Annotated in this window: 20 protein-coding genes and 1 pseudogene; 11 read left to right on the top strand and 10 right to left on the bottom strand. The window is 54.5% G+C overall.

Annotated elements, in window-relative coordinates; genetic code table 11:
• Positions 1-211 precede the first annotated feature (211 nt).
• Positions 212-1297 (top strand): redox-regulated ATPase YchF, encoded by a 1086-nt coding sequence (gene ychF, locus O3649_RS01315; RefSeq protein WP_049338127.1) that lies wholly within the window; start codon positions 212-214, stop codon positions 1295-1297.
• Between the two features lie 319 nt (positions 1298-1616).
• Complete coding sequence (locus O3649_RS01320; protein WP_371572393.1) at positions 1617-4169, top strand: AAA family ATPase; 2553 nt, start codon at positions 1617-1619, stop codon at positions 4167-4169.
• Positions 4170-4418: 249 nt separating this feature from the next.
• Here O3649_RS01320 and O3649_RS01325 read toward each other — a convergent pair whose 3' ends face one another.
• Entirely contained in the window at positions 4419-4631 is a 213-nt protein-coding gene (locus tag O3649_RS01325; protein WP_294646605.1) for a molybdopterin-binding protein, read from the bottom strand.
• Positions 4632-4933: 302 nt separating this feature from the next.
• Between O3649_RS01325 and O3649_RS01330 the strand changes: the two genes are divergently transcribed.
• The 3 genes and pseudogenes from O3649_RS01330 to O3649_RS01340 form a co-directional block, all read left to right on the top strand.
• Positions 4934-6901, top strand: coding sequence for a class I SAM-dependent DNA methyltransferase (locus O3649_RS01330; RefSeq protein WP_371572395.1), 1968 nt, complete (start codon positions 4934-4936; stop codon positions 6899-6901).
• Entirely contained in the window at positions 6901-7989 is a 1089-nt protein-coding gene (locus O3649_RS01335) for a restriction endonuclease subunit S (RefSeq protein ID WP_371572397.1), read from the top strand. Before O3649_RS01330 ends, O3649_RS01335 begins: the two co-directional genes overlap by 1 nt.
• 46 nt (positions 7990-8035) lie before the next feature.
• Positions 8036-8191 (top strand): annotated as a pseudogene (locus tag O3649_RS01340) (DUF933 domain-containing protein); the annotation flags it as partial.
• 114 nt (positions 8192-8305) lie between these two features.
• Here O3649_RS01340 and O3649_RS01345 read toward each other — a convergent pair.
• On the bottom strand, positions 8306-8518 hold the full coding sequence (locus tag O3649_RS01345; RefSeq protein ID WP_005505155.1) for a molybdopterin-binding protein: 213 nt from the start codon (positions 8516-8518) through the stop codon (positions 8306-8308).
• Positions 8519-8856: 338 nt separating this feature from the next.
• Between O3649_RS01345 and O3649_RS01350 the strand changes: the two genes are divergently transcribed.
• Positions 8857-9225 carry a zinc ribbon domain-containing protein YjdM gene (locus O3649_RS01350; protein ID WP_070680342.1) on the top strand — a complete coding sequence of 123 codons (369 nt, stop codon included), beginning with the start codon at positions 8857-8859 and terminating at the stop codon, positions 9223-9225.
• A gap of 171 nt (positions 9226-9396) precedes the next feature.
• On the opposite strand, the gene O3649_RS01355 is transcribed toward O3649_RS01350, so the two are convergent.
• The 4 genes from O3649_RS01355 to O3649_RS01370 all read right to left on the bottom strand — a co-directional run bounded on the left by O3649_RS01355 (position 9397) and on the right by O3649_RS01370 (position 12537).
• On the bottom strand, positions 9397-9654 hold the full coding sequence (locus O3649_RS01355; RefSeq protein ID WP_005505157.1) for a GlsB/YeaQ/YmgE family stress response membrane protein: 258 nt from the start codon (positions 9652-9654) through the stop codon (positions 9397-9399).
• 166 nt (positions 9655-9820) lie between these two features.
• The gene (locus tag O3649_RS01360) at positions 9821-10213 is read right to left on the bottom strand and encodes a membrane protein (RefSeq protein WP_005508469.1); all 393 of its coding nucleotides are present in this window, start codon (positions 10211-10213) and stop codon (positions 9821-9823) included.
• Positions 10214-10668: 455 nt separating this feature from the next.
• Positions 10669-11466 (bottom strand): LppP/LprE family lipoprotein, encoded by a 798-nt coding sequence (locus O3649_RS01365; protein ID WP_371572399.1) that lies wholly within the window; start codon positions 11464-11466, stop codon positions 10669-10671.
• A 189-nt stretch (positions 11467-11655) separates the two neighbouring features.
• Positions 11656-12537 (bottom strand): hypothetical protein, encoded by an 882-nt coding sequence (locus tag O3649_RS01370; RefSeq protein WP_371572401.1) that lies wholly within the window; start codon positions 12535-12537, stop codon positions 11656-11658.
• 242 nt (positions 12538-12779) lie between these two features.
• Here O3649_RS01370 and tpx point away from each other — a divergent pair, with 242 nt between their 5' ends.
• A complete protein-coding gene (tpx, locus tag O3649_RS01375; protein ID WP_049338137.1) occupies positions 12780-13280 on the top strand; it encodes a thiol peroxidase in 501 nt (166 codons plus the stop codon).
• A gap of 250 nt (positions 13281-13530) precedes the next feature.
• Here the strand turns inward: tpx and O3649_RS01380 are convergent, their stop codons facing one another.
• From O3649_RS01380 to O3649_RS01390, 3 genes are all read right to left on the bottom strand, one after another.
• Entirely contained in the window at positions 13531-14466 is a 936-nt protein-coding gene (locus O3649_RS01380; protein ID WP_371572403.1) for an AzlC family ABC transporter permease, read from the bottom strand.
• Positions 14467-14472: 6 nt separating this feature from the next.
• On the bottom strand, positions 14473-14808 hold the full coding sequence (locus O3649_RS01385; protein ID WP_044142340.1) for a branched-chain amino acid transporter permease: 336 nt from the start codon (positions 14806-14808) through the stop codon (positions 14473-14475).
• 532 nt (positions 14809-15340) lie between these two features.
• The gene (locus O3649_RS01390; RefSeq protein WP_371572405.1) at positions 15341-16183 is read right to left on the bottom strand and encodes an AzlC family ABC transporter permease; all 843 of its coding nucleotides are present in this window, start codon (positions 16181-16183) and stop codon (positions 15341-15343) included.
• Positions 16184-16409: 226 nt separating this feature from the next.
• Between O3649_RS01390 and O3649_RS01395 the strand changes: the two genes are divergently transcribed.
• Both O3649_RS01395 and O3649_RS01400 read left to right on the top strand, forming a co-directional pair.
• Positions 16410-16922: an OsmC family protein gene (locus O3649_RS01395; RefSeq protein ID WP_304269708.1), complete on the top strand. Its 513-nt coding sequence runs from the start codon at positions 16410-16412 to the stop codon at positions 16920-16922.
• 328 nt (positions 16923-17250) lie between these two features.
• On the top strand, positions 17251-18744 hold the full coding sequence (locus O3649_RS01400; RefSeq protein ID WP_371572407.1) for an amino acid permease: 1494 nt from the start codon (positions 17251-17253) through the stop codon (positions 18742-18744).
• Positions 18745-18882: 138 nt separating this feature from the next.
• Here O3649_RS01400 and O3649_RS01405 read toward each other — a convergent pair whose 3' ends face one another.
• Positions 18883-20625: a hypothetical protein gene (locus O3649_RS01405; protein WP_371572409.1), complete on the bottom strand. Its 1743-nt coding sequence runs from the start codon at positions 20623-20625 to the stop codon at positions 18883-18885.
• Between the two features lie 239 nt (positions 20626-20864).
• Here O3649_RS01405 and O3649_RS01410 point away from each other — a divergent pair, with 239 nt between their 5' ends.
• Both O3649_RS01410 and O3649_RS01415 read left to right on the top strand, forming a co-directional pair.
• Positions 20865-21398, top strand: coding sequence for an NUDIX domain-containing protein (locus tag O3649_RS01410; RefSeq protein WP_210398945.1), 534 nt, complete (start codon positions 20865-20867; stop codon positions 21396-21398).
• A gap of 150 nt (positions 21399-21548) precedes the next feature.
• Entirely contained in the window at positions 21549-22136 is a 588-nt protein-coding gene (locus tag O3649_RS01415) for a TIGR00730 family Rossman fold protein (protein ID WP_005505195.1), read from the top strand.
• The last annotated feature ends 20 nt before the right edge of the window (positions 22137-22156 follow it).

Here is a 22156-nt window from a genome sequence, read left to right on the forward strand (position 1 = left end):
TGTTCTCATCAACACGGGCGGCTCCTGCGCGAACACGGTAGAATGGTAGTGTCTATGCCCGCAGGCGCCCCGCACCCGTTTCTTCCTGAGACCGACGGTGTCGCGCTTGGAAGCGGGCACCATTTTCGCCCTGTGCCCGCCCGCACCCGCCGCATCACTTACGCGGCGCATCCTGAGTGTTTGGCGGGGTACATGATTCGAAGGAAAACTTGTGGCTCTAACTATCGGCATTGTTGGCCTGCCTAACGTGGGCAAGTCCACCCTGTTCAACGCTCTGACCGGCAACACTGTGCTGGCGGCTAACTACCCGTTCGCGACCATTGACCCGAACGTGGGCGTGGTGAGCCTGCCGGATGCGCGTCTGAACCGTCTGGCTGAGATTTTTGGTTCGGAGCGTATTCTGCCTGCGACTGTTTCGTTCGTTGATATTGCGGGTATTGTGAAGGGCGCTTCTGAGGGTGAGGGCCTGGGTAACAAGTTCCTCGCGAACATTCGTGAGGCGCACGCTATCGCCCAGGTGGTGCGTGCGTTTGATGACCCGGACGTCATTCACGTGGACGGCAAGGTTGACCCCGCCTCCGATATGGAGACCATTAACACTGAGCTGATTCTGGCTGACCTGCAGACTTTGGAGAACGCTATTCCGCGTCTGGAGAAGGCTGTGAAGATTAAGAAGGGTGACGCCGCTCAGCTGGAGACTTATAAGGCTGCGCAGAAGATCCTGGAGGATGGTGACACCATCATTTCTCGTGCGAAGGACGCGAAGCTGGAGCTGGCTCACCTGAAGGAGCTGAACCTGCTGACTGCTAAGCCGTTCATTTACGTGTTCAACGCGGATGAGGGCATTCTGGCCTCTGAGGAGAAGCAGCAGGAGCTGCGTGATATGGTGGCGCCGGCTGAGGCTGTGTTCTTGGACGCGAAGCTGGAGGCTGATCTGGTGGAGCTGTCTGAGGAGGAGGCTCGCGAGATGCTGGAGATGAATGGTCAGGATGAGTCCGGCCTGGACCAGCTGGCTCGCGTGGGCTTCTCGACTCTGGGCCTGCAGACTTACCTGACTGCTGGCCCGAAGGAGGCTCGCGCCTGGACTATTTATAAGGGTGATACTGCGCCGCAGGCTGCTGGCGTGATTCACTCTGATTTTGAGCGCGGCTTCATTAAGGCTGAGGTTGTGTCTTTCAAGGATCTGGATGAGGCTGGCTCCATGGCGGAGGCGAAGGCTCGCGGTAAGGTCCGTATGGAGGGCAAGGACTACATCATGCAGGACGGCGACGTGGTGGAGTTCCGCTTCAACGTCTAAGTTGACGGGTCGATAGGACTTTGAGAATCCGGTGACGGCGGGATGACGAAATTCATCTCACTGTCACCGGATTTTTTGTACCCTTAATGCGTAATGTAATTCGCTAATTGAATTTTATGCAGGAGGTATAAAAAATATCGTCTACAGGTGACGTAGAAGATTTTAGATGTTGTAAATTTTTTATTTTTTGATTATTGGATGAAATTCTGTTGGATTGCAGTGAGCCACGGTTTTTGAGTGAGGCGAGATTAGCCGTGATGCTTGACCCTCCATCTTTTTTCCTTTCTTTCAATGACCCTGCACCTAAAGGAGTGTACAAGTGACAGCTTACGATGATGTTTTGCACTGGGCAGATTCAAGGCCCTGGTGGCAGCAGAAGGTTCTTGCGCGCATTATTGCTGGTGATACTTTTGAAAAACAAGATTATGAGGACATCGCGCGAAGTCTAATGGAGGAACCTGAATCTCCCCCTGATGGAGGTTGGTTTTCAAACCTCACACCACTGCAGGCGACGCGGGATGAATCTGTTCGTATAGTCGAGGTACGAGACCTCGCTAACGTTAATCGTCTTGCTTCTGGTCAAGAACTTACATTTGACCCAGATGGACTCACCGTGGTGTATGGAAACAACGGTAGCGGTAAATCTGGTTATGCTCGAGTAATAAGCTCAATGGTTGGAGCACGTCGTCAAGAGGAGATTCTTCCGGATGTGTTCGCTAATGATTCTGGAGCGCCTTCGGGCAAAGTTGTTTTCAAAGTTGGTGATAGCGAAAAAATTGCTGTTCTAGGACAACCGACTGATCCAGACCTCAAGCGTGTAGCTTTTTATGATGAGCACTGCGGAGATAGCTATCTGACTACCGAAGCGGAGATTTCCTACCGTCCTTCGGCGGTGAAACTGCTCGAGGATCTCACAGCCGTATGCATTGGCGTATCTCAAGTGATTGATTCATGGAAACAAGAGAAAAGTTACTCTGGGCCGTTGCCTAAGGTCAATCCTGGTGGTTCTGCCGATGTGTTTCTTCGTGGTCTCAACGCCGCAACAACCGATGATGATATAGAAGCAGTAACCCAGTGCCCTCCTGATATTGACAAGCAATTGGAAGCACAGAAGAGCATAACCGCTCGTCTTCGTGTCAGTAACCCTACCCAAGAAAAAGCCCGACTGGTCGAGACTTCCAATGCACTCACTAAGATTGCAAATCATTTGGAGACTCTTGATAAAAAGGTTGGAGAGCAGGGTGAGGAACAATTTGCTGTCCTGGTCGAGAAGGCAGAATCTGCTCGGAAAGCCGCGGATTTTGCTTCACAGAGGACGTTTGGGAATGAGCCTCTATCTGAAGTTGGATCAAACGTATGGAGGACGTTGTGGAATGCGGCAGAGTCATATTCGAAGGTTGCCTACCCTGATTACGACTTCCCGAATACTTCTGATGGCTCGGTCTGCGTCCTGTGCCAGCAACAACTTGATGATGCTGCCGCAGACCGACTTGTGAGGTTCCAGCAGTTTGTCGTAGATAAGACTGCCGAGGAAGCACGGCGCGCCCAGCACCAAGTTGATGAAGCACGAAGCGAGCTTAAGAAATGGAGCAATACGCCATCAGACATATCAGCGGCAGTCATTAAACTTGAACTGCAAAAATATCCTAATACGCAAAAGCTTAGGTCTATCCTTAAGGCCCTAGAAAGTCGTGCCTCGGCACTTGTTGCGGGTCAACCGGCTGATTCGGTTGACGTCACTACCACTGTGGCTACTATCCGGAGGGATGCAACCACTCATCGTAACCAAGCAGATGGTATAAATTCGGAGGAGTTTGCAAAAGATCTTGTAAAGGCAGAAGCGCAGGAACACCGTCTACAAGATCAAATTGCGATGCGCGATGGACGTAAACTCATTGAAAACGAACTAAAAAGACTCCAAGCTAAAGATAAGCTCGAGAAGAAACAGGCCGAGACAAATACTCGTTCAATAACCATGAAGGTCGGTGAACTTACCCGTACTTACGTAACTGGGGAAGCGGACGAGTTCTTTACCCGCGAAGCGCAGAATCTCGGTCTGGAACAGGTTAGGTTTAAAGCCACCAAAGCTCGACAAGGTTCTCAACTTCATAAGGCGGATCTTCAAGGTGCTCGCACCGGAACGAAGCTCACAGATGTCCTTTCTGAGGGAGAGCAGACTTCCCTTGGTTTTGTAGGATTTCTCACAGAGGCTCATTTCGATGCTAGTAAGTCAGCCCTAATCTTCGATGATCCTGTCTCGTCTCTTGATCATATGAAACGCAATCTTGTCGCTAGGCGAATCGTTGAGCTAGCCAAAGATAGGCAAGTTGTGGTGTTCACACATGATGTAGCCTTCACCATGCTCCTGCATAAAGCGGCAGAAGAGTGCAATGTGTCATATACTATGCGAGGTATTGAAAAGCGAAGGAAAACTGACCCGGGGTATACGACTACAAAGCATCCCTGGAAGGCAAAGGACGCAGCCCAACGTATACATACGTTCAATAATGAAGTGGAGGCTCTGGAGCGTAACGAAGAGGGGATGTCTGAGGAGGAGTATCAACGGGAAACTGAAAATATCGCAGGCCACATGTCTCAGACTTGGGAGCGGATTATTAGTCAGGTCATCGCGGAGCCTCTGGTTGACTACGAATCATTAGAAGTTCGAGTAGGGAAACTCCGAATTATTGGTCGTGTCACAGAAGAAGATGTGAAGACCTATGATGACTCCTACAGCCGTATCTCTGGATGGGCATCACGGCATGACCCTCATCCTACACTTAACTATTCCCCACCAACTGTTGACGAGCTAAAGAATGAATACAAAATCATTAAAGCTTGGTACGAGAGGGTGAAGAGATATCAGAAATAGTTAGAGAAAGCCTATATGCCCCGAAGAGTCTCCCGCAACTCATTTCGCTGCCTCAGATGAGTTAGTAGAAAAGGAGAACAAGGACCCTGGGTACGGCGGTTGATGACGTGGGGGAGTTCCGCTTCAACGTCTAAGCGGTAAAAATATAAAAGCGGAGTCCCGCACTGTACACACGGTGCGGGGCTCCGCCCTATTAACCCTCGCGCGCCACAACAGGCAGCCGCCGGGTATAAGCCTTATCGACCGGGATTAGTGGTCAGAACCAACCATAACGTTGGATGCCTTGATGACTGCGTACGCGGTCTCGCCCACCTTCAGGCCCAGTTCCTTAATGGACTCATTGGTGATGGATGCAGAGATAACAACCTCCGGAGCGATCTCAATCTTAACGATGCCGTTAGTCGCACCCTCAGTAATCTCAACAACCTTGCCAGCGAACTGGTTACGTGCAGAAAGCTTTATCAAGCCGTACCTTTACAGTTATTGTAACTGACACATTGAATATAAATATCAATGGGGCATCGTATTATTTAGAGTCCTAGCTGCAACCAAGGTTAAAAATATGGATAATATAAAGTCCTAAGTATGTATTGACTAGTGAAAATATTGTAACTCAGACTGGGCTCTTTGGCGACATGGTAAAATTTGGTACTATATGAGATAATAGTAGAATGCATTTGTAATCTACCTAAGACGGATTCTATGAATGTATTGATTTATTCGGTATCCGGGAATAAACAAAAGGAAAAGATGAAGGGAAGCGTATGTCGCGCACTACAATGATTAACACTGTTGGTGCTAAATATCAGTCCACCAATATTGAGGGTGGTGAGTTTAGCTATGTGAAAGCTGCTGGTGGTCGTGACCGGCTTCGTTCTGCTCTCGGAAGGGACTTCCGTCATTTTAAGGTTGATCTTCGATTTATCGACGAATCGACCAATACAGTCATTGTTATAGAGACAAAACAAAAGTTTGTAGACAGTGACGTTGAACAGTTGCGCGAATATGTAGATGAGGAGAAAGCCTTATTTTCTCATAATAGGATTATTGCTATACTTGCGAACACTTCAAATAGTGATCTTCGTGTATGGAAAAATAGTATTGATGATGCCCATGAGATTCCAGGTGAAACTTCAATCGATACGATGGATTACTATAAGACGCTGTTCGATGTGAATCGCCAAAATAATCGAGAAAAGGTGCTGAAGAATACATATGCACTTAACGAGCTCCTTCATAAGAAAGATATTGATGAAAAGCTTCGCAGTCAGTTTGTTGGAACTATGTTGCTCTATGTAAAAAGCGTAATTCAAAAGCGCGGAATTTCTGATATTGGCGAGGATGGTTCTAAGCAATTAGATGATTATTGGAATAATCTTGACGCGCCGCAGATTCGCACTGGTATTAATACTGCACTGTCCAATCTTCTTAATGGTTCTGATAATATGGAAAAGAAAGTGAAGCTGCTTGAAACAAATATCTTGGAGAACCAGAAAGTCAAGAACTTGGAGCTTGAAGACTGGGTCGAAATCCTTAAAAAGATTGTTGAGGGTATTTATGTCTACATTGATGATAATAGCTCTGAAGGTCAGGATTTGTTGAACCTCTTCTTTATCGCTTTTAATAAATACACTGGCAAGGCAGACAAGAACCAAGCTTTCACTCCTGATCATATTACTGAATTTGCTTGCCGTGTTACTGGAGTTAATCGCAATACTCGTATCTTTGATGGCACATGTGGCTCAGGTTCTTTCCTAGTGCAGGGAATGGTGAAGGAGCTTGCGGATACATCTAATATGGCTGGGACGCAAGAAGAGAAGCAGGTACAAAAAACCAAGATTAAGAGAGAACATATCTATGGTGTCGAGATTGAAGAGAATGCCTTTGGCCTTGCTACAACCAACATGCTTATTCATGGTGACGGTAATTCTAATATTAAGTTGGCTAACCTCTTTGAATCGGAAGAATTCTTCTATGAGGCGGACCCTGACGTTATCCTCATGAATCCTCCGTTTAATGCTAAACCAATTAATATACCAGAGAAGTATAAGGATGACTGGGGAGATTCTAAAGACGGTAAAGAAGATCCAACTAAAGGTATGGTTTTCGTTCAATTTATTTCAGACTGTGTGCAGAAATCTAATAGTAAAAGGCGTAAGAATAATCAGTCTGCAAAAACTGTGACTATGGCAGTCATACTCCCAGTGAGTGCAGCTATTGGAGCGAATAAAGTTCTCCAATCTTCAAAAAAGAAGCTTCTTGCTGATAATACACTCGAAGCTGTTTTTACACTGCCGAATGAGATATTCTATCCGGGTGCATCAGCCTCCGCTTGTATGATGGTGTTTACTTTGGGGCAGTCACATTATGACCCGGAGACCGGCGACCCTTGTAAGGCCACCTTTTTCGGTTATTTCAAGGACGATGCACATAAAAAAAAGAAAAATATTGGTCGTATTGAACAGTTTGATGAGAACAATGTGAGTAAATGGAAAGCTGTGGAAGATAAATGGCTTAGGCTTTACCGCAATAAGGTGGTTGAGGCTGGCATGTCTGCTATGCAGGAGGTTAACTATGAAGATGAATGGCTTGTTGAAGCATACATGAAGACAGACTATTCGGTACTTACAGAAGCAGATTTTCAGGCTACTATAAACAACTATCTGGCTTATCTTGTTAAAGAAGGAAAAATTATTGAACAGAAATTAGATTCAGGGAACGGAGGAGTTTAATGAATCTTGATACTCGGGATTGGCAGGGATTTAAGATTGAAGACTTATTCTCCCGTTTTGAACGCGGTAAAGCTAATCAGACAAAGCTCGAAGAGGGGTCTGAAGTATTCTATGTTGGAGCGAAGCGTGACGATAATGGTGTTATGCTACATTGTGCCTACGATGAGAATCTTATTAGCAAGGGTAATTGTATTGTTTTTATTAGTAATGGGCAGGGGTCAGTGGGCTATGCGAACTATATGAATATAGATTTTATTGCATCCACAGATTTGATTCTTGGATATGCAGATTGGCTTAACGAATCAATCGGCTTGTTTCTGTCGACAATATTTAGTCTTGAACGCCCTAAGTATTCCTTCGGGCGCAAATGGGGGCGTTATTTAAAGACTACAGTAGTTGATCTCCCAATTCAGCGTGATAGCTATGGGCGCCCTGTTATTGATGCTTCCAATAGGTTTAGCTCTAAAGGCTATATTCCTGATTGGAAGTATATGGAGGGATTTATACATGCGCTTGATTGTAGGCCACTGAGCACAAAGAATTCAGTATGTTCCATCCGCAATCTGGATTTCCAGGAGGACAGGTGGAAATGGTTTGCTCTTGGAGGATCTGAAGGGTTGTTTGATATTCGCAAAGGTAAGCGTCTTACTTCAAATGACCAAACCGAAGGAGAGACCCCATATGTTGGTGCGATAAGCTCAAACAACGGAATTGCTAATTATATTGGGCAGGCTCCAATTCATGATGGTAATACCATTTCATTGAGCTACGACGGATCGATAGGAGAGGCATTCTATCAGCCAGATCCATACTGGGCTAGCGATGCTGTTAACGCGTTGTATCTACGTTCAGAATATGGGGTGCTAAATCCTGCTACGGGTCTTTTTATCTGTGCAGTACTTAGACAAGAGAAATATCGGTACTCGTATGGACGAAAATGGACCATTGAGAGGATGAATGATACAAAGGTGCAGCTTCCAGTTACCCCTGAAGGTATGCCGGACTGGAAATTTATGGAGCAGTACATCTTGAATCTCCCTTATGGCGATCGGATTCCAGATAAAACCTTTGAAGCGGTTAAAGGGTAGTAAAATCATTAGCTGTATTCAGCCAGTGCCTTTCAACCCTTTCGTTGAGCGCGGCTTCATTAAGGCTGAGGTTGTGTCTTTCAAGGACCTGGATGAGGCTGGCTCCATGGCGGAGGCGAAGGCTCGCGGTAAGGTCCGTACGGAGGGCAAGGACTACATCATGCAGGACGGCGACGTAGTCGAGTTCCGCTTCAACGTCTAAACGATAAAAACATAAAAGCGGAGCCCCGCACTGTACACACAGTGCGGGGCTCCGCCCTATTAACCCTCGCGCGCCACAAAGGCAGCCGCCGGGTGTAAGTCTTATCGACCGGGATTAGTGGTCAGCACCAACCATAACGTTGGACGCCTTGATGACTGCGTAAGCGGTCTCGCCAACCTTCAGGCCCAGTTCCTTGATGGACTCGTTGGTGATGGAAGCGGAGATAACAACCTCGGGAGCAATCTCAATCTTAACGATGCCGTTGGTTGCACCCTCGGTGATCTCAACAACCTTGCCAGCGAACTGGTTACGTGCAGAAAGCTTCATGAAGCCGTGCCTTTCACTCAATAAACGTACAAATGCTCTAGATACTTTACACACCTTATCCTCTGCATAATGAGCAAAAACCCGAATTTTCGCAAATATTACGCACAAATCAGGCAAATTTTATTTTCGGCTTCACCCACGCCCCGCGCGCACCCCAAAAGACCGGCAAAAACCAGCCCCATATATGCGGTTCACACCCGCCAAATGGTATAGTCAGCACGAACGCGAGAACCCTCGCACCCTCCACCGTCGCACCCCGCCCTCGCTGACGCGCGCCCACACGCCGCAGCCACACACAGTAGGGGAGCGGTGCATCCGCACAGATCGAAGAAGGAACCATGAGCGAAAACCTCAACGAAATCGAAGCACCCGCCTGCCCCGAATGCAACGAAAACTACACCTACGAAATGGGCGAACTCTGGGCATGCCCCATGTGCGGCCACGAATGGGAACGCACCGCAGCAGGCGAAACCGAAGAAGAAGCAGGCGCCAAGGTTCTCGACTCCGTCGGTAACGAACTCGTCGACGGCGACTCCGTCACCATCGTCAAGGGTCTGAAGGTCAAGGGCGGCGCAGACATCAAGGCAGGCACCAAGGTGCGCGGCATCCGCCTGCTCGAATCCCCCGTCAACGGCCACGACATTGAGGCGAAAGTTCCCGGCGCAGGCCAGATGTACCTGAAGTCCTCCGTGGTGAAGAAGGCATAAGCCAAGAAGGCATAACCCAAGGCGATATAAGCCAAGAAGACGTAATGCCTCCTGCGGGGCGCAGAAAAGGCGGCACCTCCCGCACTAGCTCACGCTAGGGGAGGTGCCGCCTTTGTGTATGAGGGGCTCATCTGAGAAAAGCTCAGCGCGCCCTCAATATGTCGGAATGTTTTACTTCCTGCCGGTAAGGCCCAGGTAGACGGAAATAGTCAGCATTGCAGCGAAAATCGAAATAATCCAGCGGATCCAGTCAATGCCGCTGGTGTCCGCTACACCCAGCTGGGTCGCTGCCCAAGTGCCGATAGCCGCGCCGACAGCACCGCAGATAATGGTCCAAAGAATCGAAATGTTCTGACGGCCTCGCATGAAGAAACGTGCGATCGCGCCAATAATTGCGCCGGTAATAATGGTGCCAATAATAGTGCCCATTGTTATCTCCAAAGGTTATACACCTGCCGCTGTGACAGGTGGTGTGTTAGTTCTAGTGTAGGCAATGCTGGTTACGGAAAGCTTAATAACGGGTATGTTAAGGTAAACGGCACCTCAATGTTTTACGTGTAAAACACTGAGGTGCCGTTCCTAACGGACGAAGCGACTACTTCGACTTACGCCAAATCTTCAGAGCGCTACAAATCAGCGGCAGCTGCAGGGGCAGGCGACCGTACGCAATAGCCTTACGCTGAGTGGACTGGTTACGTGCATCCAGAGCCATCTGAATGTTCGCGGGGAACACCGCAACAAACAGCAGAGCAGCAAGCAGGCCACCGGCGCGGCGGGTCTTATCATTAGCCAGCAGGGCAGCGGTGCCCAGCTCAGCTACACCCGAACCGTGAGTGTACGCGTGGGCAGGACCCGGCAGGTACTTCGGCACAATCGAGTCGAAGGGATCCGGGATGATGAAGTGCAGCGCACCCATCACAGCGAGGGCGCGAGCCATGCGAGTAGCCGAGCGCTCAGCGCTGTACTCTTTCTTCTTAAAAATACTCATGCTCCCATTATGCGCCCGTCAGATGCTTATTCCCCGCCTCAACGATGCGCTGAACCGCTGCGTGTTTGACTGTCTAAAATGCGGACTAGGCACGTCAAATAGAAAAACGTTGTTCAAAAGCAGGTAAGATAGGGGACAACGGCACCACGTGCGGATGACGCCCCGCCTGCCCTCACCTTTAGGTGAGTCGCCAGACGGAGTAAAACACCGGGTGCCTACCGGAACAATCAAAGGAGTTATACCGTGAAGAAGATTCTGTGCATCGCTATCCTGGCAGGCGCCGCATACTTCGGTTACAAGAAGTTCGTTGCCTAAATAGCTAGCCCTCGGGCACTCTACATATCCTTAAGCAACGGAAAACCCGCCGTCTCACATATGCACCATATGCGAGACGGCGGGTTTCTCGTATGCCCAACCTCCTGGGCATCAAACACGTAGCCTATAAGGTGAACCGGCTATTCGCTCGGCGGAACCTCACCGGTCATCACAACCTTGTTCTGCGAAGAGCTCCAGCTGAACTCAGCAGTCGTGCGACCGCTCGCGCTGGCGGAGCTCTCATCACCCTTCACATAGCGGTAGGTCACGCTAATCGAGCTGTCCGAGGTACGGGTAATCACCGGAGAGAACGAGTACGGCTCATAGGTTGCGGTACCAATGAACTTGCCGCGGTGGAACAGCAGAATGTGGTGCGCCATCGAGGAGATGCAGCAATCAGACGGGGAAGAACCCGGAATCGCGTCAATCCACGACAGCTCAGCACAGGGATCGTAACCCTCGTAAGTGCGCGAAACGTTCGTCCACTGATCCCACTTGCTCTTATTCTTCAACTCGCGCAGAGCCTTAGACACCACCGTCGATGCAGAATCAGACGCGCAGGTGGAGTCCTTCTTCGACTCAGACTTAGCCTCAGACTTGGAACCCGACTTTGACTCAGACTCAGAGGTCTTTGACTCGGATGCGGTCGGCTCAGCATGAACCGTAATCGTCACCACCGACGGCACCGGAGCAGGCGACGAAGCACTCGGGGTAGCGCTCGCGGATGCACTCGGGCTCGCCGACGGGGTCGGGAACAGCGCCTGAGTGGAGGTCGCGCTCGCGGATGCAGAAGCGCTGCTAGAAGAAGACACTACGGTACCCGAAACAGCAGAATCAGTGCTTGCCGAGCAGGAAGTGACAACAAGAGCTAGAGCGGCGCCCAATGCGGGTAGAGCCAAAGCGGTACGGCCGGTGAAACGGCGGCGATTAGAAGACATGGATACTCCTGAAGATGCGCGGCAGCGCGCACCGGTGCTGGTCAAGAAGTGAATAGTGAACTCGTCCAGTATAGGGAAAAAGAGGCGGGCACGTGGTGCGCGCGGTCAATGCCGTTCGTTACCAGTGCCGTTCGTTACCGTGACATGCGTGAGCAGCTGCCCGGCGGCAAACCCCTCAACAAACACCGGCTAGCAGACCTTATCGTCCGTCAGATAATGCACCAGCCAGGCGCGCCTCGCGGTCGCAATACGCGCCGTAATCCGCGGAAAAACCCACAGGCTAATCGCGCCCTGAGCCCACAAAGTTAGCGAAAACAGCAGCGGCCGGAACGCAACATCGCGCGGATCCACGTCGGGGTTGAGAAGACGCGCGAGTGCATCCGACAGGAAAATCGACGGGAACATCAGCGACATCAGCACCGTGCCCAGTACCCAGCCCGGGCCGAAACAGAGCAGAACCCAGCGGGCGGTCATCCGCAGGTTCTTGCGGTGCGCCCAGCGGAACTGCCAGCCGCGCAGACGGTACGGATAAATCACGCCCAGAATCGAGCCCAGGGACACCACAATAGCCGGCACCACAAAGAACGACAGGGACATCATGAGCGTGGGGGTCAGGTTCTTGTCCTGACTGTGCAGAACCAGCGCCAGCAGGGTGCCGGAAACACCCGTGATCAGACCAATTGCAATAGCCTTCGTGCGCACGAACAGGTGCAGGGCGTGCGGGTCGCTACTGCGCAACGCACGTAGCGCATGCTCCTCATCGTGGCCCATCAGGTTCGTTGAGGTGACGTCCGCAACCATCCAGCCGACCATCACCAGCGCAAAACCAGCCGGGCCCTTAAACTCGCTAAACAGCCACGAACGCCAGACGTCCGGGAGTAGGTACCAGCAGATTGCCGCCAGCAGGGCGTTACATATGAGCGTCTGCGTTTCCACTGGGAGGGGGCGCTTGAACATGCGGCGCAGCTCAGCGCGCACACTCGGACGGTACGTATTCTGCGGATCAACGAGGGCGCGACCCTCCACCCGCTGACGGCGCAGGTCCTGACGGAGTGCCCTGAAATTCGTCACGGGATGCGCCAGCGGCGCAAGGCGGGAAGATACGTGCCTCAAAATGCTCACCTGCCCATTGTAAAGGCGCACATATAGAGTGACCGACCGGGATAACCGTTAGACAGCGGCTACAGCAGAGGCAAAGACAACAGAGCCGGAGGAGGCGAAATGGCGTAGCGGGAAATCAGCTATGCGGAAACTCCGCCCGCTAGTGCCTGTGTCCCCTTGCACACCCGCCGCATCCAAGGGACAATGAAAGCATGGCTGAAGTAACTCTACAGAACGAACTCGTAATCCACACCAACGGCGACCTGCCCGCAGTCGGCGCAAAGCTGCCCGAATTTTCGGTTCTCGCGGCTGATCTCTCTGAGATTTCCTCCGCAGATTTCGCAGGTAAGAACCTGGTGCTGAACATCTTCCCCTCCGTCGACACCGGTGTTTGCGCAAACAGCGTCCGCACCTTCAACAAGCAGGCTGCAGGCCTGGAGAACACCGTCGTGCTGTGCGTCTCCAACGACCTGCCCTTCGCAATCGGCCGCTTCTGCGCAGCCGAGGGCATTGAGAACGTTGTGACCTCCTCCGCTTTCCGCTCCTCCTTCGGTGAGGACTTCGGCGTGAAGCTCGTGGACGGCCCCCTGGCTGGTCTGCTGGCACGCTCCGTGGTCGTCGTGAACCCCGCCGGTGAGGTTGTCTACACCGAGCTGGTTCCCGAAACCACCAACGAGCCCAACTACGAAGCAGCCCTGGCAGCTATCAAGTAAGCCCTAATAGCTATCAACCAGTAGCTATCAAGTAAGCTTAGTACGGGAGCCGGATGTGACGCCGGCACCCGCATAGTACTTCCGTCAGGGACACCTGGCGGTACACAGCACAGCAGATACTGAACGTCTACAGCGCATGATCTAAGGTTCACCCACACATGCGGCTGGCGACAGCATAACGCCCCGCCCACCCGGTATTTCGGGTGGGCGGGGCGCTTTACTATATCCAGACTTAGTGCGCGATTCAGACTTAGTGCGTGGAGGTGCCGGGATTGCCGGGAGCTTCGGAGGCTTCGGTGGGCTCCTCATCCGCGACCAGCATATGCTCCGGCAGGGTGCCGCGGCGCTTAGCCACCACAAAACGCGACACCAGCAGCAGAATGTACACCACCATCGAAATCAGCAGCATCGACTGCGGCGCCACCAACAAACCAACCGCCGCAGACACACCTGCAATAGCCGCAGTGGTATGGTCTTTTGAGCTCTGATAAGCATCGATGGCGAGCACCGCAAAGAGTGCCGTCATCACAAAATCCACGCCCTTGAGCTCACTCAAGAAACTTGCACCTAGTACGTAGCCGAGCGTTGCGCTCGCCAGAACGCTCAGGTGCAGACCCGCGTGAATCCACAGGATGCGGGAGGCACGCAACCGATGGCGATCCGGGCCCGTATTCAGTGCATACGCCTCATCGATGAGCGTGTACACGGTGTAGAACTTCGCCAAGCCGCCACGCACCCGCTCAATCGGGTAGGACAGGCCGTACATGAGGTGGCGTGAATTAATGAGCAGAGTCATAACAGCGATAGAGAACAGCGAGGCATGATTCGAGATCATATCGATCAGCACGAACTCTACGGAACCGGCAAAAACCAGGAGCGGCAGCAGGGGAGCCACCCAGAACGGCAGACCGTAACTGTGTACCAGCACGCCCAGACCAATGCCGACAAAGAACAGGCCCAGCATGATGACACCGGCAACGCGCATCGCCTCGGCGAAGCCGCTCTCGCGCGGCTGCTGAGGCCCCTGTGCATCGGGGGAGGCGGGCGCCTCCACCATGGGAATCATGCCGGTTAGCGGAAGCGCAGAAGCAATGACCTGCTCCACCTGCTGCTGGCTCGCCTGATGAGGCTCGGGCTGAGAAGAAACAGCAGGGGAAGAAACAGAGTTCTTAGAAATGCTCATCATGACCCCCTAGAAAACCCAGTTAGCCAGCACAACGCAGGTGACGGTACCCGCCACCATGCTCAGCACCATATTCTTACGCCACAGGTGCGCCCCCACGGTCACCACCAGACCCGCCAGGTACGGTGCCGCTGTAGCGAATGAAGAATAATTAATCTTCGCCACCGCATAGATGGCAAGCAGTGCGACTGCGCCGAGCGGAATCCAATGGCTGAGCGCATCCAAAAGTTCGGAGCCAGCCAGAGCCTTCTTCAGGCCGAAGGGAAGCAAACGAAGCAGGAACGTAATACCTGCAGCCACAAGAATTGCGGCAAGAATATAGCCGGTGGTCACTTCACTGTTCATGAAGATTTTCTCTTTCTGCACATACTCAGCGAAAGACCCCGAAAGAGTGCCCCGAAAAGAGCGGAAGGGCCCTGAAAGAGGCGCGCGGGTGAAGATACGAAAGCATCCGCGAAAAAGGGTAGGGAGAGCCCACCCGAAGAAGGGGCTGGGGGCTAAGTAGTGCGGTAGGTACGTGAGTTGATGAAAGCCGCGAAACGAAGAGGCGGAGGGTCGTTCCTCCTGCACGAGTTTCCTGTGTGGATAGTTGCGCTCGGCAGTAGTTCTGCGCGGGTAGTTGCGCGCGGCAGTAGTTCTCGTGTGTGACCTCGGGTGATGCCGCTCCCGGTGCGGTGTTACTCCGGGGCGGCACAGCGTTCTGCGTCGCTAGTTTCCTTAGCGGTGTCTTTCATCTGAGTCATGGGGTACCTTCACCTCTGGGAGCCTCCGTGCAGGTTCGCGCGGGAGGCATTTTAGTAATCCTAGAAATAGAAAGAGGGGAGAGCGAAGCTCCACTCATCTATCCTAACCGGTTTCGAACACGTATGTAACGTTCTTATCGCTGTGTGGAAGCGGGAGCATCAGCGGTAGCGGCGGTGCCGGAGCTCTCCGCGGCGCTTTCAGCCTCAGCCGCTACCTCATGCACAGCACGATGCGGCAGAGTACCGCGGCGCCTCGCCACCGGGAAACGCGCCAGTAGCAGCACCACATACGAACCCAACGCCACCACCAAGAACGAGGACGGCGCAAAAATCAGCGCAACCGCCGCCGAAGCCGCAACAAAGAGCGCCGTCACACGATCCGGGTTGGCGCGGTAGCCGTCCATCGCAAGAACCGTGAAGATAGCCACCATCACGAAGTCCACGCCCTTCAGACTGCTGAGGAAACTCGCGCCCAGCACATACCCGAGGACTACGCTTAGAACCCACGACACGTAAATCAGCACGTTCACCCACAGAATGCGCGCCCCCGAACGCTCATGACGGTCGGGACCGGAGTTAACCGCGAACGCTTCGTCGCAAAGAGTGTGAATCGCCAGAGCCTTAGCCCAGAAACCCTTCACATTGTGCAATGGGTAGGAAAGACCGTACACCAGGTGGCGCGCATTCACCAGGAACACCGTCAACGCAATCGACGCTAGGGGTGCGCCACCACTGACCATGCCCACCATGAGGAACTCCACCGAACCGGCAAAAACTAGGGCAGATAGCAGTGGCGCAGTCCAGATCGGCAGGCCGTGCGCGTTGAGGATAATACCCAAACCCAAACCCAGCACAGCGATACCGAGCATCACCACGGAAGAATCCGCAACAGCCAAGCGGAAATCATTCTGCGAGCCTGCACCCTTAAATCGAGCGCCCTGACGCTGAGCGCCCTGAAGCTTGGGAGTCTGTGCCATAAGTGGGTTCCTCGCATGCGTTACGTTCTACGAAATGGCTCGTCTGCCTGCAGGCGGGTAAAGATAACGCCCGCCGCGGTTTTCCAGTGTATAGGAGCAAGCGGTTGACCGACGAGAAAAAGAGTCCGGGAATAAAATAATGAGAAACACGCTTATAGTGAATGACGCTAAACAACGCGGCGCTGAATAACCTAGCGACCGTGCAGACAACCCGAAAGGAACCTCAATGGCTGAACAGAACAACGCTGAGCAGGACAACACCGTGCAGACTGCAGAAGAGCAGAAGAAGGTGTACTCGCGCCAGCAGGAACGCCGCGAACTCGACAACTACCGCCAGACCAAGATCGAGCGCATCGACCGCCTGCGCTACCGTGCCTACGGTGCCAACGGCGCAACCCTCGACTTCGGTGTGGGCGAGGGCCTGCTGACCCCCGTCGAGCTGCTGCTCGCCGCGATTGCCGGCTGCTCCTCCGTAGACGTGGACGCGGGCACCTCCCGCCGCTCCACCCCCGAGGTGTTCGAGGTGCTCGCCTCGGCGCTGAAGCAGACCGAAGACGGCGCGGTGCGCCTCGACGACGTTGAGGTGGACTTTGATGTGCGTTTCCCCGCCGATGAGCAGGGCGCCAAGGCTCAGAAGATGGTGGACCGTCTGATTCAGCTCAGCGAGCAGAAGGACTGCACCGTTTCCCGTACCGTGGAGCACCCCACGAACGTTTCGTTCCACAACCTGGCTGACTAAAGCCGGGTGAGCTAAAGCCTGGCGCAGTAGATAAGCCAGAGGAAGCCAGTAAACAGGATTTTGAGCCCTCCCGTACTGCTTATACATGAGCGGTACAGGAGGGTTTTTCTGTGTTTTTGTGGTTTTGGGTGGAAAAGAGCCTAAAAAGCGAGTAGGATTGACCCTCAGATTAGGAAAACTTACGGTACGTAAGAAATCCTTATGATTGAAGAATTTCTTGACCCAGGCACAAACCTTCGGCGGCACCACCCGCAGCAAGACTAGACTGGACACCAGACTAGACCGCTAGCAAACGCACGAAGCAATAGCCTCAGAAAGAAGACCTGACATGGCACAGCCTACAGAGACTTCCGGCGCTGCATCGGAAGCCACCCCCGCAGAGGGTGAACTGAAGCGAGGCCTCTCCGCCCGCCACATGCAGATGATTGCAATCGGCGGCGCAATCGGCACCGGCCTCTTCGTCGCCTCCGGTAAGACCATCTCCACCGCAGGCCCCGGCGGCGCAATCCTCGCCTACGCCCTCATCGGCATCATGGTGCTCTTCCTCATGCAGTCCCTCGGCGAGATGGCTGCGCATCTGCCCGTCCCCGGCGCATTCCAGACCTACGCGGCACGCTACGTGTCCCCGTCCTTCGGCTTCGCCATGGGTTGGAACTACTGGTTCAACTGGGCGATTACCGTTGCCGCCGAACTCGTCGCTGTCGGCGAGGTGATGAGGTACTGGTTCCCGGACATCCCATCCTGGGTGTGGGCGGCAGGATTCCTCGTGTTGCTGACCGGCATCAACGCCCTCTCGGCACGCTCCTACGGTGAAAGCGAATTCTGGCTCGCCACCATCAAGGTTGTCACCGTGGTTGTCTTCCTCATTGCAGGTATCGCCATGATCTTCGGCATCCTGGGCGGTAGCTCCCCTGGCTTCTCTAACTGGACCGTCGGTGAGGCACCCTTCGTCGGCGGCGCACCCGCCGTACTCGCCATCTTCATGGTGGCTGGCTTCTCCTTCCAGGGCACCGAAATGATCGGTGTGGCAGCCGGCGAATCTGAGAACCCCCGCCGCGACGTGCCCCGCGCACTGACCAGCGTGTTCTGGCGCATCATGCTCTTCTACATCGGCGCGATGGTCGTCATCGGCTTCCTGATTCCTTACTCCGACCCGAACCTGCTCACCGCAGCGGACGGTAACATCAACATCTCCCCGTTCACCCTCATCTTCGAGCGTGCGGGCATCGCCTTCGCGGCAGCCATCATGAACGCCGTGATCCTCTCCGCAGTGCTCTCTGCAGGTAACTCGGGCCTGTACGTTTCGGCTCGTATGCTCTTCGCGCTCGCCCAGGAGGGTAAGGCACCGAAGATGTTCACCCGCATCAACTCCGGCGGCGTGCCCATGAACGCGCTGCTGGCTACCGCAGCTATCGGCGCGGTCGGCTTCATCGCTGCACTGCTCTCGCCGGATGGTGCGTACCTGTGGCTGGTGAACGTGTCCGGTCTGGCTGGCTTCATCACCTGGGTGGGTATCGCCGTGGCTCATTACCGTTTCCGCCGCGCATACCTGAAGCAGGGCAACAGCCTGAAGGACCTGCCCTACGTGGCGCCGTTCTTCCCCGCGGGCCCGATTATCGCCTTCCTCATGTGCCTGGTCGTAATTGGTGGCCAGAACTACGAGGCGTTCCTGAGCGGTGACTGGGCTGGCGTGCTCAGCTCCTACATTGGTCTGCCCGTGATTATCGCGGTCTGGCTGGTGCACCGCGTGGTCACTCGTGACCGCCTGATTCCGCTGGAACAGATTGACGTGAGCGGCATCGAGGTTAAGGCTTCGAAGTAACGCGAACGATTGCACCAGCTGATTGAATGAGTTGATACGTGAAGAGCCGCCGGTTCCCCTGACTGAGGGGAGCCGGCGGCTCTTTGCTATCCGCAGTTTATTCCGCACGGGAGAGTTAGGTTGTATGCCCTGCAGCTCTTAGGAGTGGCGGCGCGAGCGCAGAACGCTCAAACCCAGACCCGCACAAATCGCGACAACGCCAATGCCAACAATCACTCCAACGCTGGATGTGCCGGTGTTCGCCAGGGTAGCCTTCTTGGGGCTGCTCTCCTTAGCGAGGCTGTCCTGTGCCAGGGAATCCTTTGCCGAGCGGGTGGCGGTCACCGGAGCCTCCTGAGAGGGCTTGCTCTGAGCAGGCTTATTCTTGGGATGCGCCACGGTTGCGTCCTCCAGCTTGTCAGCGTTGGGGGTCTTATCGGCAACCGGTGCCTCCGGAGCGACCGTTGCCTCCGGCAGCGCAGGAACCGTCGGCGCGTCGGTCGGGTTTACGCCCACGGTTGCTTCCGGCAGCGCAGGAACCGTCGGCGCGTCGGTCGGGTTCACGCCAACGGTTGCTTCGGGCAGGGGTGCCACGGTGGGCGCATCGGTCGGGTTTACACCAACGGTTGCCTCGGGCAGAGGTGCCACGGTGGGCGCATCGGTGGGGTTTACACCGATAGTTGCCTCAGGCAGGGGAGCTACGGTGGGTGCGTCGGTCGGGTTCACGCCAACGGTTGCTTCCGGCAGGGGTGCCACGGTGGGCGCGTCGGTCGGGTTCACACCTACGGTTGCTTCCGGCAGGGGTGCCACGGTGGGTGCATCGGTGGGGTTTACACCGATAGGTGCCTCGGGCAGGGGAGCTACGGTGGGTGCATCGGTGGGGTTTACACCGATAGTTGCCTCAGGCAGGGGTGCCACGGTGGGAGCGTCGGTGGGGTTCACGCCAACGGTTGCTTCCGGCAGGGGTGCCACGGTGGGTGCGTCAGTGGGGTTCACGCCGATGGTTGCCTCAGGCAGAGGAGCCACCGTCGGAGCATAGGTCGGAACCGCAGAAACCACGGGCTCCTGCGCGAAAAGCTCAAGAGGCTTCTGTGCATCAAACGAGCCGTACTCAGCACCCTGAACGCCAGCCGCCATGGTGCCCGCAATGTACTTGTGAGAGGTATTCAGCGTCGCCGCAACATCCGCCGGGACCTTCACCTCCGTCTCAAAAGCACCGTTGTGAATCTGCGAAGCAGGTACGGTCACCTCAGCCACGAAGCGCATACCCGTCTGGGGAAAACGACCGGGAACCCACACATTCGTATCAGACACCACCACGCGCACACCGTGCGGGGTCGCTTCACCGGTGTAGCCGGTACCGCGCACCTTCAACACAGTCTCACCCTTGGTGTTCAGACGCGGCGAATCCACGTGCAGAACCGGTGCGGCGCTATCCTTTACAACGTCCATGCGCAGAACCTGACCGCCCCCGTAACCATCAACGATGATATTAGCGACGAAGCTGTAGTTCTTCGCCGGGTCAACCAGGCTACCGGGAACGTAATGGGTCGCAGTCGCCGTGCCGTCCTTGAACGGGCCCTCAACGCGCACCGTCTGAATCGGGTTCAGAAACGGGAAACCCCTATGGTTTGCCTCGTGCAATGCCGGGGCGAAAGCGGTAGTTTTCGCGGGCAGTTTCGACGCCTTGAACGTAATCTTGTTCAGACGCAGGGCAGTCTTCAACTCACGGGTATTAGTCTCAACCTTGTAGTTGTAGACCGTAATAACCGGCGGGTTATCCGGATTCGGGGTATCAGCCGCTGCAACAGAAGGCAGAGCGCACAAGCTCAAGGATGCGGCAAGAAGAACAGAAGCGCCGGCGCTACCGTAGCGGCGGGCGTGGGAAGAGTTAGCCATCATGAAGTTCCTTCTACATGGGTGATTGAGTGATCCGCACTCTTCCTGTATCGCGCCAAGTCGAGTGCGTATACGGTACCGCGACATCGCGGTTAATTACACCGTAACACGCACCTAAACGCATGAACCGGACATAAGATAACTCGCCGAAATATTACGTAAAACCAATGCCTACAGGGCGGATGAATAAGACAAACACGCACAGCGCCGGCTGGAGGATACGGAAATGCTAGGGTAGAAAGATGCCCACGCAGAAGAACCCGCAGAACCGAGTAGAAGCAGCCCCGCCCGCCCCGCCCGCCGAACCCAGCGCTACTGAGCACAGCGCCATCGACAGCACGCACCGCGTCGTGAACGTGTGCGCTGTAGCAATCCGCAACCGGGACGGGCTCGTACTCACCGTGCGCAAACGGGGCAGTGATGGGTTCATGATGCCCGGCGGTAAACCCGAACCGGGGGAGACCCCGCTACAGACCGCCTGCCGCGAAGTGAACGAAGAAATCGGGCTTACCCCCGACCCCGCCCGGATGCACCATCGCGGACTCCTGGAAGCGGCGGCACTGAACGAGGCAGGCTTTACGGTACGCGCCGAAACCTACGAATACGCACCCACCGACGAACAACACGAGCTATTGGCTTCTCTGGTGCCGCAGGCAGAAATCGCTGAGCTGCGCTGGGTCAACCCTGCCATGAGCAGCCCCTTCGATTCTGCATCGCAGGCACCGCTGAATACCGAGCAGATTTTCCCGCTGCTGGCACGCACCCCGCTACCGTAACCCCCGCCCCTGACGGGCCCCCTGAACCGGCGGGCGGCACACATGAGGTACACAGGTGCATCCGGTACCCTCAACACAGCAACATCTATCGCGGGTAGAACGCATAGAGGCGCTCCACCCCGGAAACCCCCATACACCCCAAGGAGAACCATGAAGAAGACTGACTACAACCTCGCCGTCTACTGCGGCGCACGCTCCGGCAACGACCCGCTCTTCACCACCCGCGCCCAGGAGCTCGGCACCCTCTGCGCCCAGAACAATATTGGCGTGGTGTACGGAGGTGGCCGCACCGGCCTCATGGGCACCGTCGCGGGCGCAACTCTGGACGCCGGCGGCGTGGTCTACGGCGTGGTCACCCACAAGCTGGTCGGCCTGGAGGGCGTGTACCCCGGCCAGACCACCCTCGACATTGTGGACACCATGCACCAGCGCAAAATCGCCATGATTGAGAAGGCTGACGCGTTCGTCGCCATGCCCGGCGGCCCCGGCACCCTCGAAGAGTTCTTTGAAGTTTTCAGCTGGCAGTTCCTCGACATTCACTCCAAGCCGGTCGCCCTGCTGAACGTCAACGGCTACTGGGACAAGCTCATCGACGCCATGCACTACATGGCGTCCACCGGCCTGCTCAACGAACGCTACCTGGATGAGCTCATCATCGCCACCACCCCCGAAGAGCTGCTGGAGGCGCTCGCCAAGGACCTGGAACGCCGCGCCGCCGAGAAGAACACCGCTGAATAAAACTAACGCAGAAAACGAGA

It is taken from the genome of Rothia sp. 27098_8_29, assembly GCF_041432785.1.
Classification (GTDB): domain Bacteria; phylum Actinomycetota; class Actinomycetes; order Actinomycetales; family Micrococcaceae; genus Rothia; species Rothia mucilaginosa.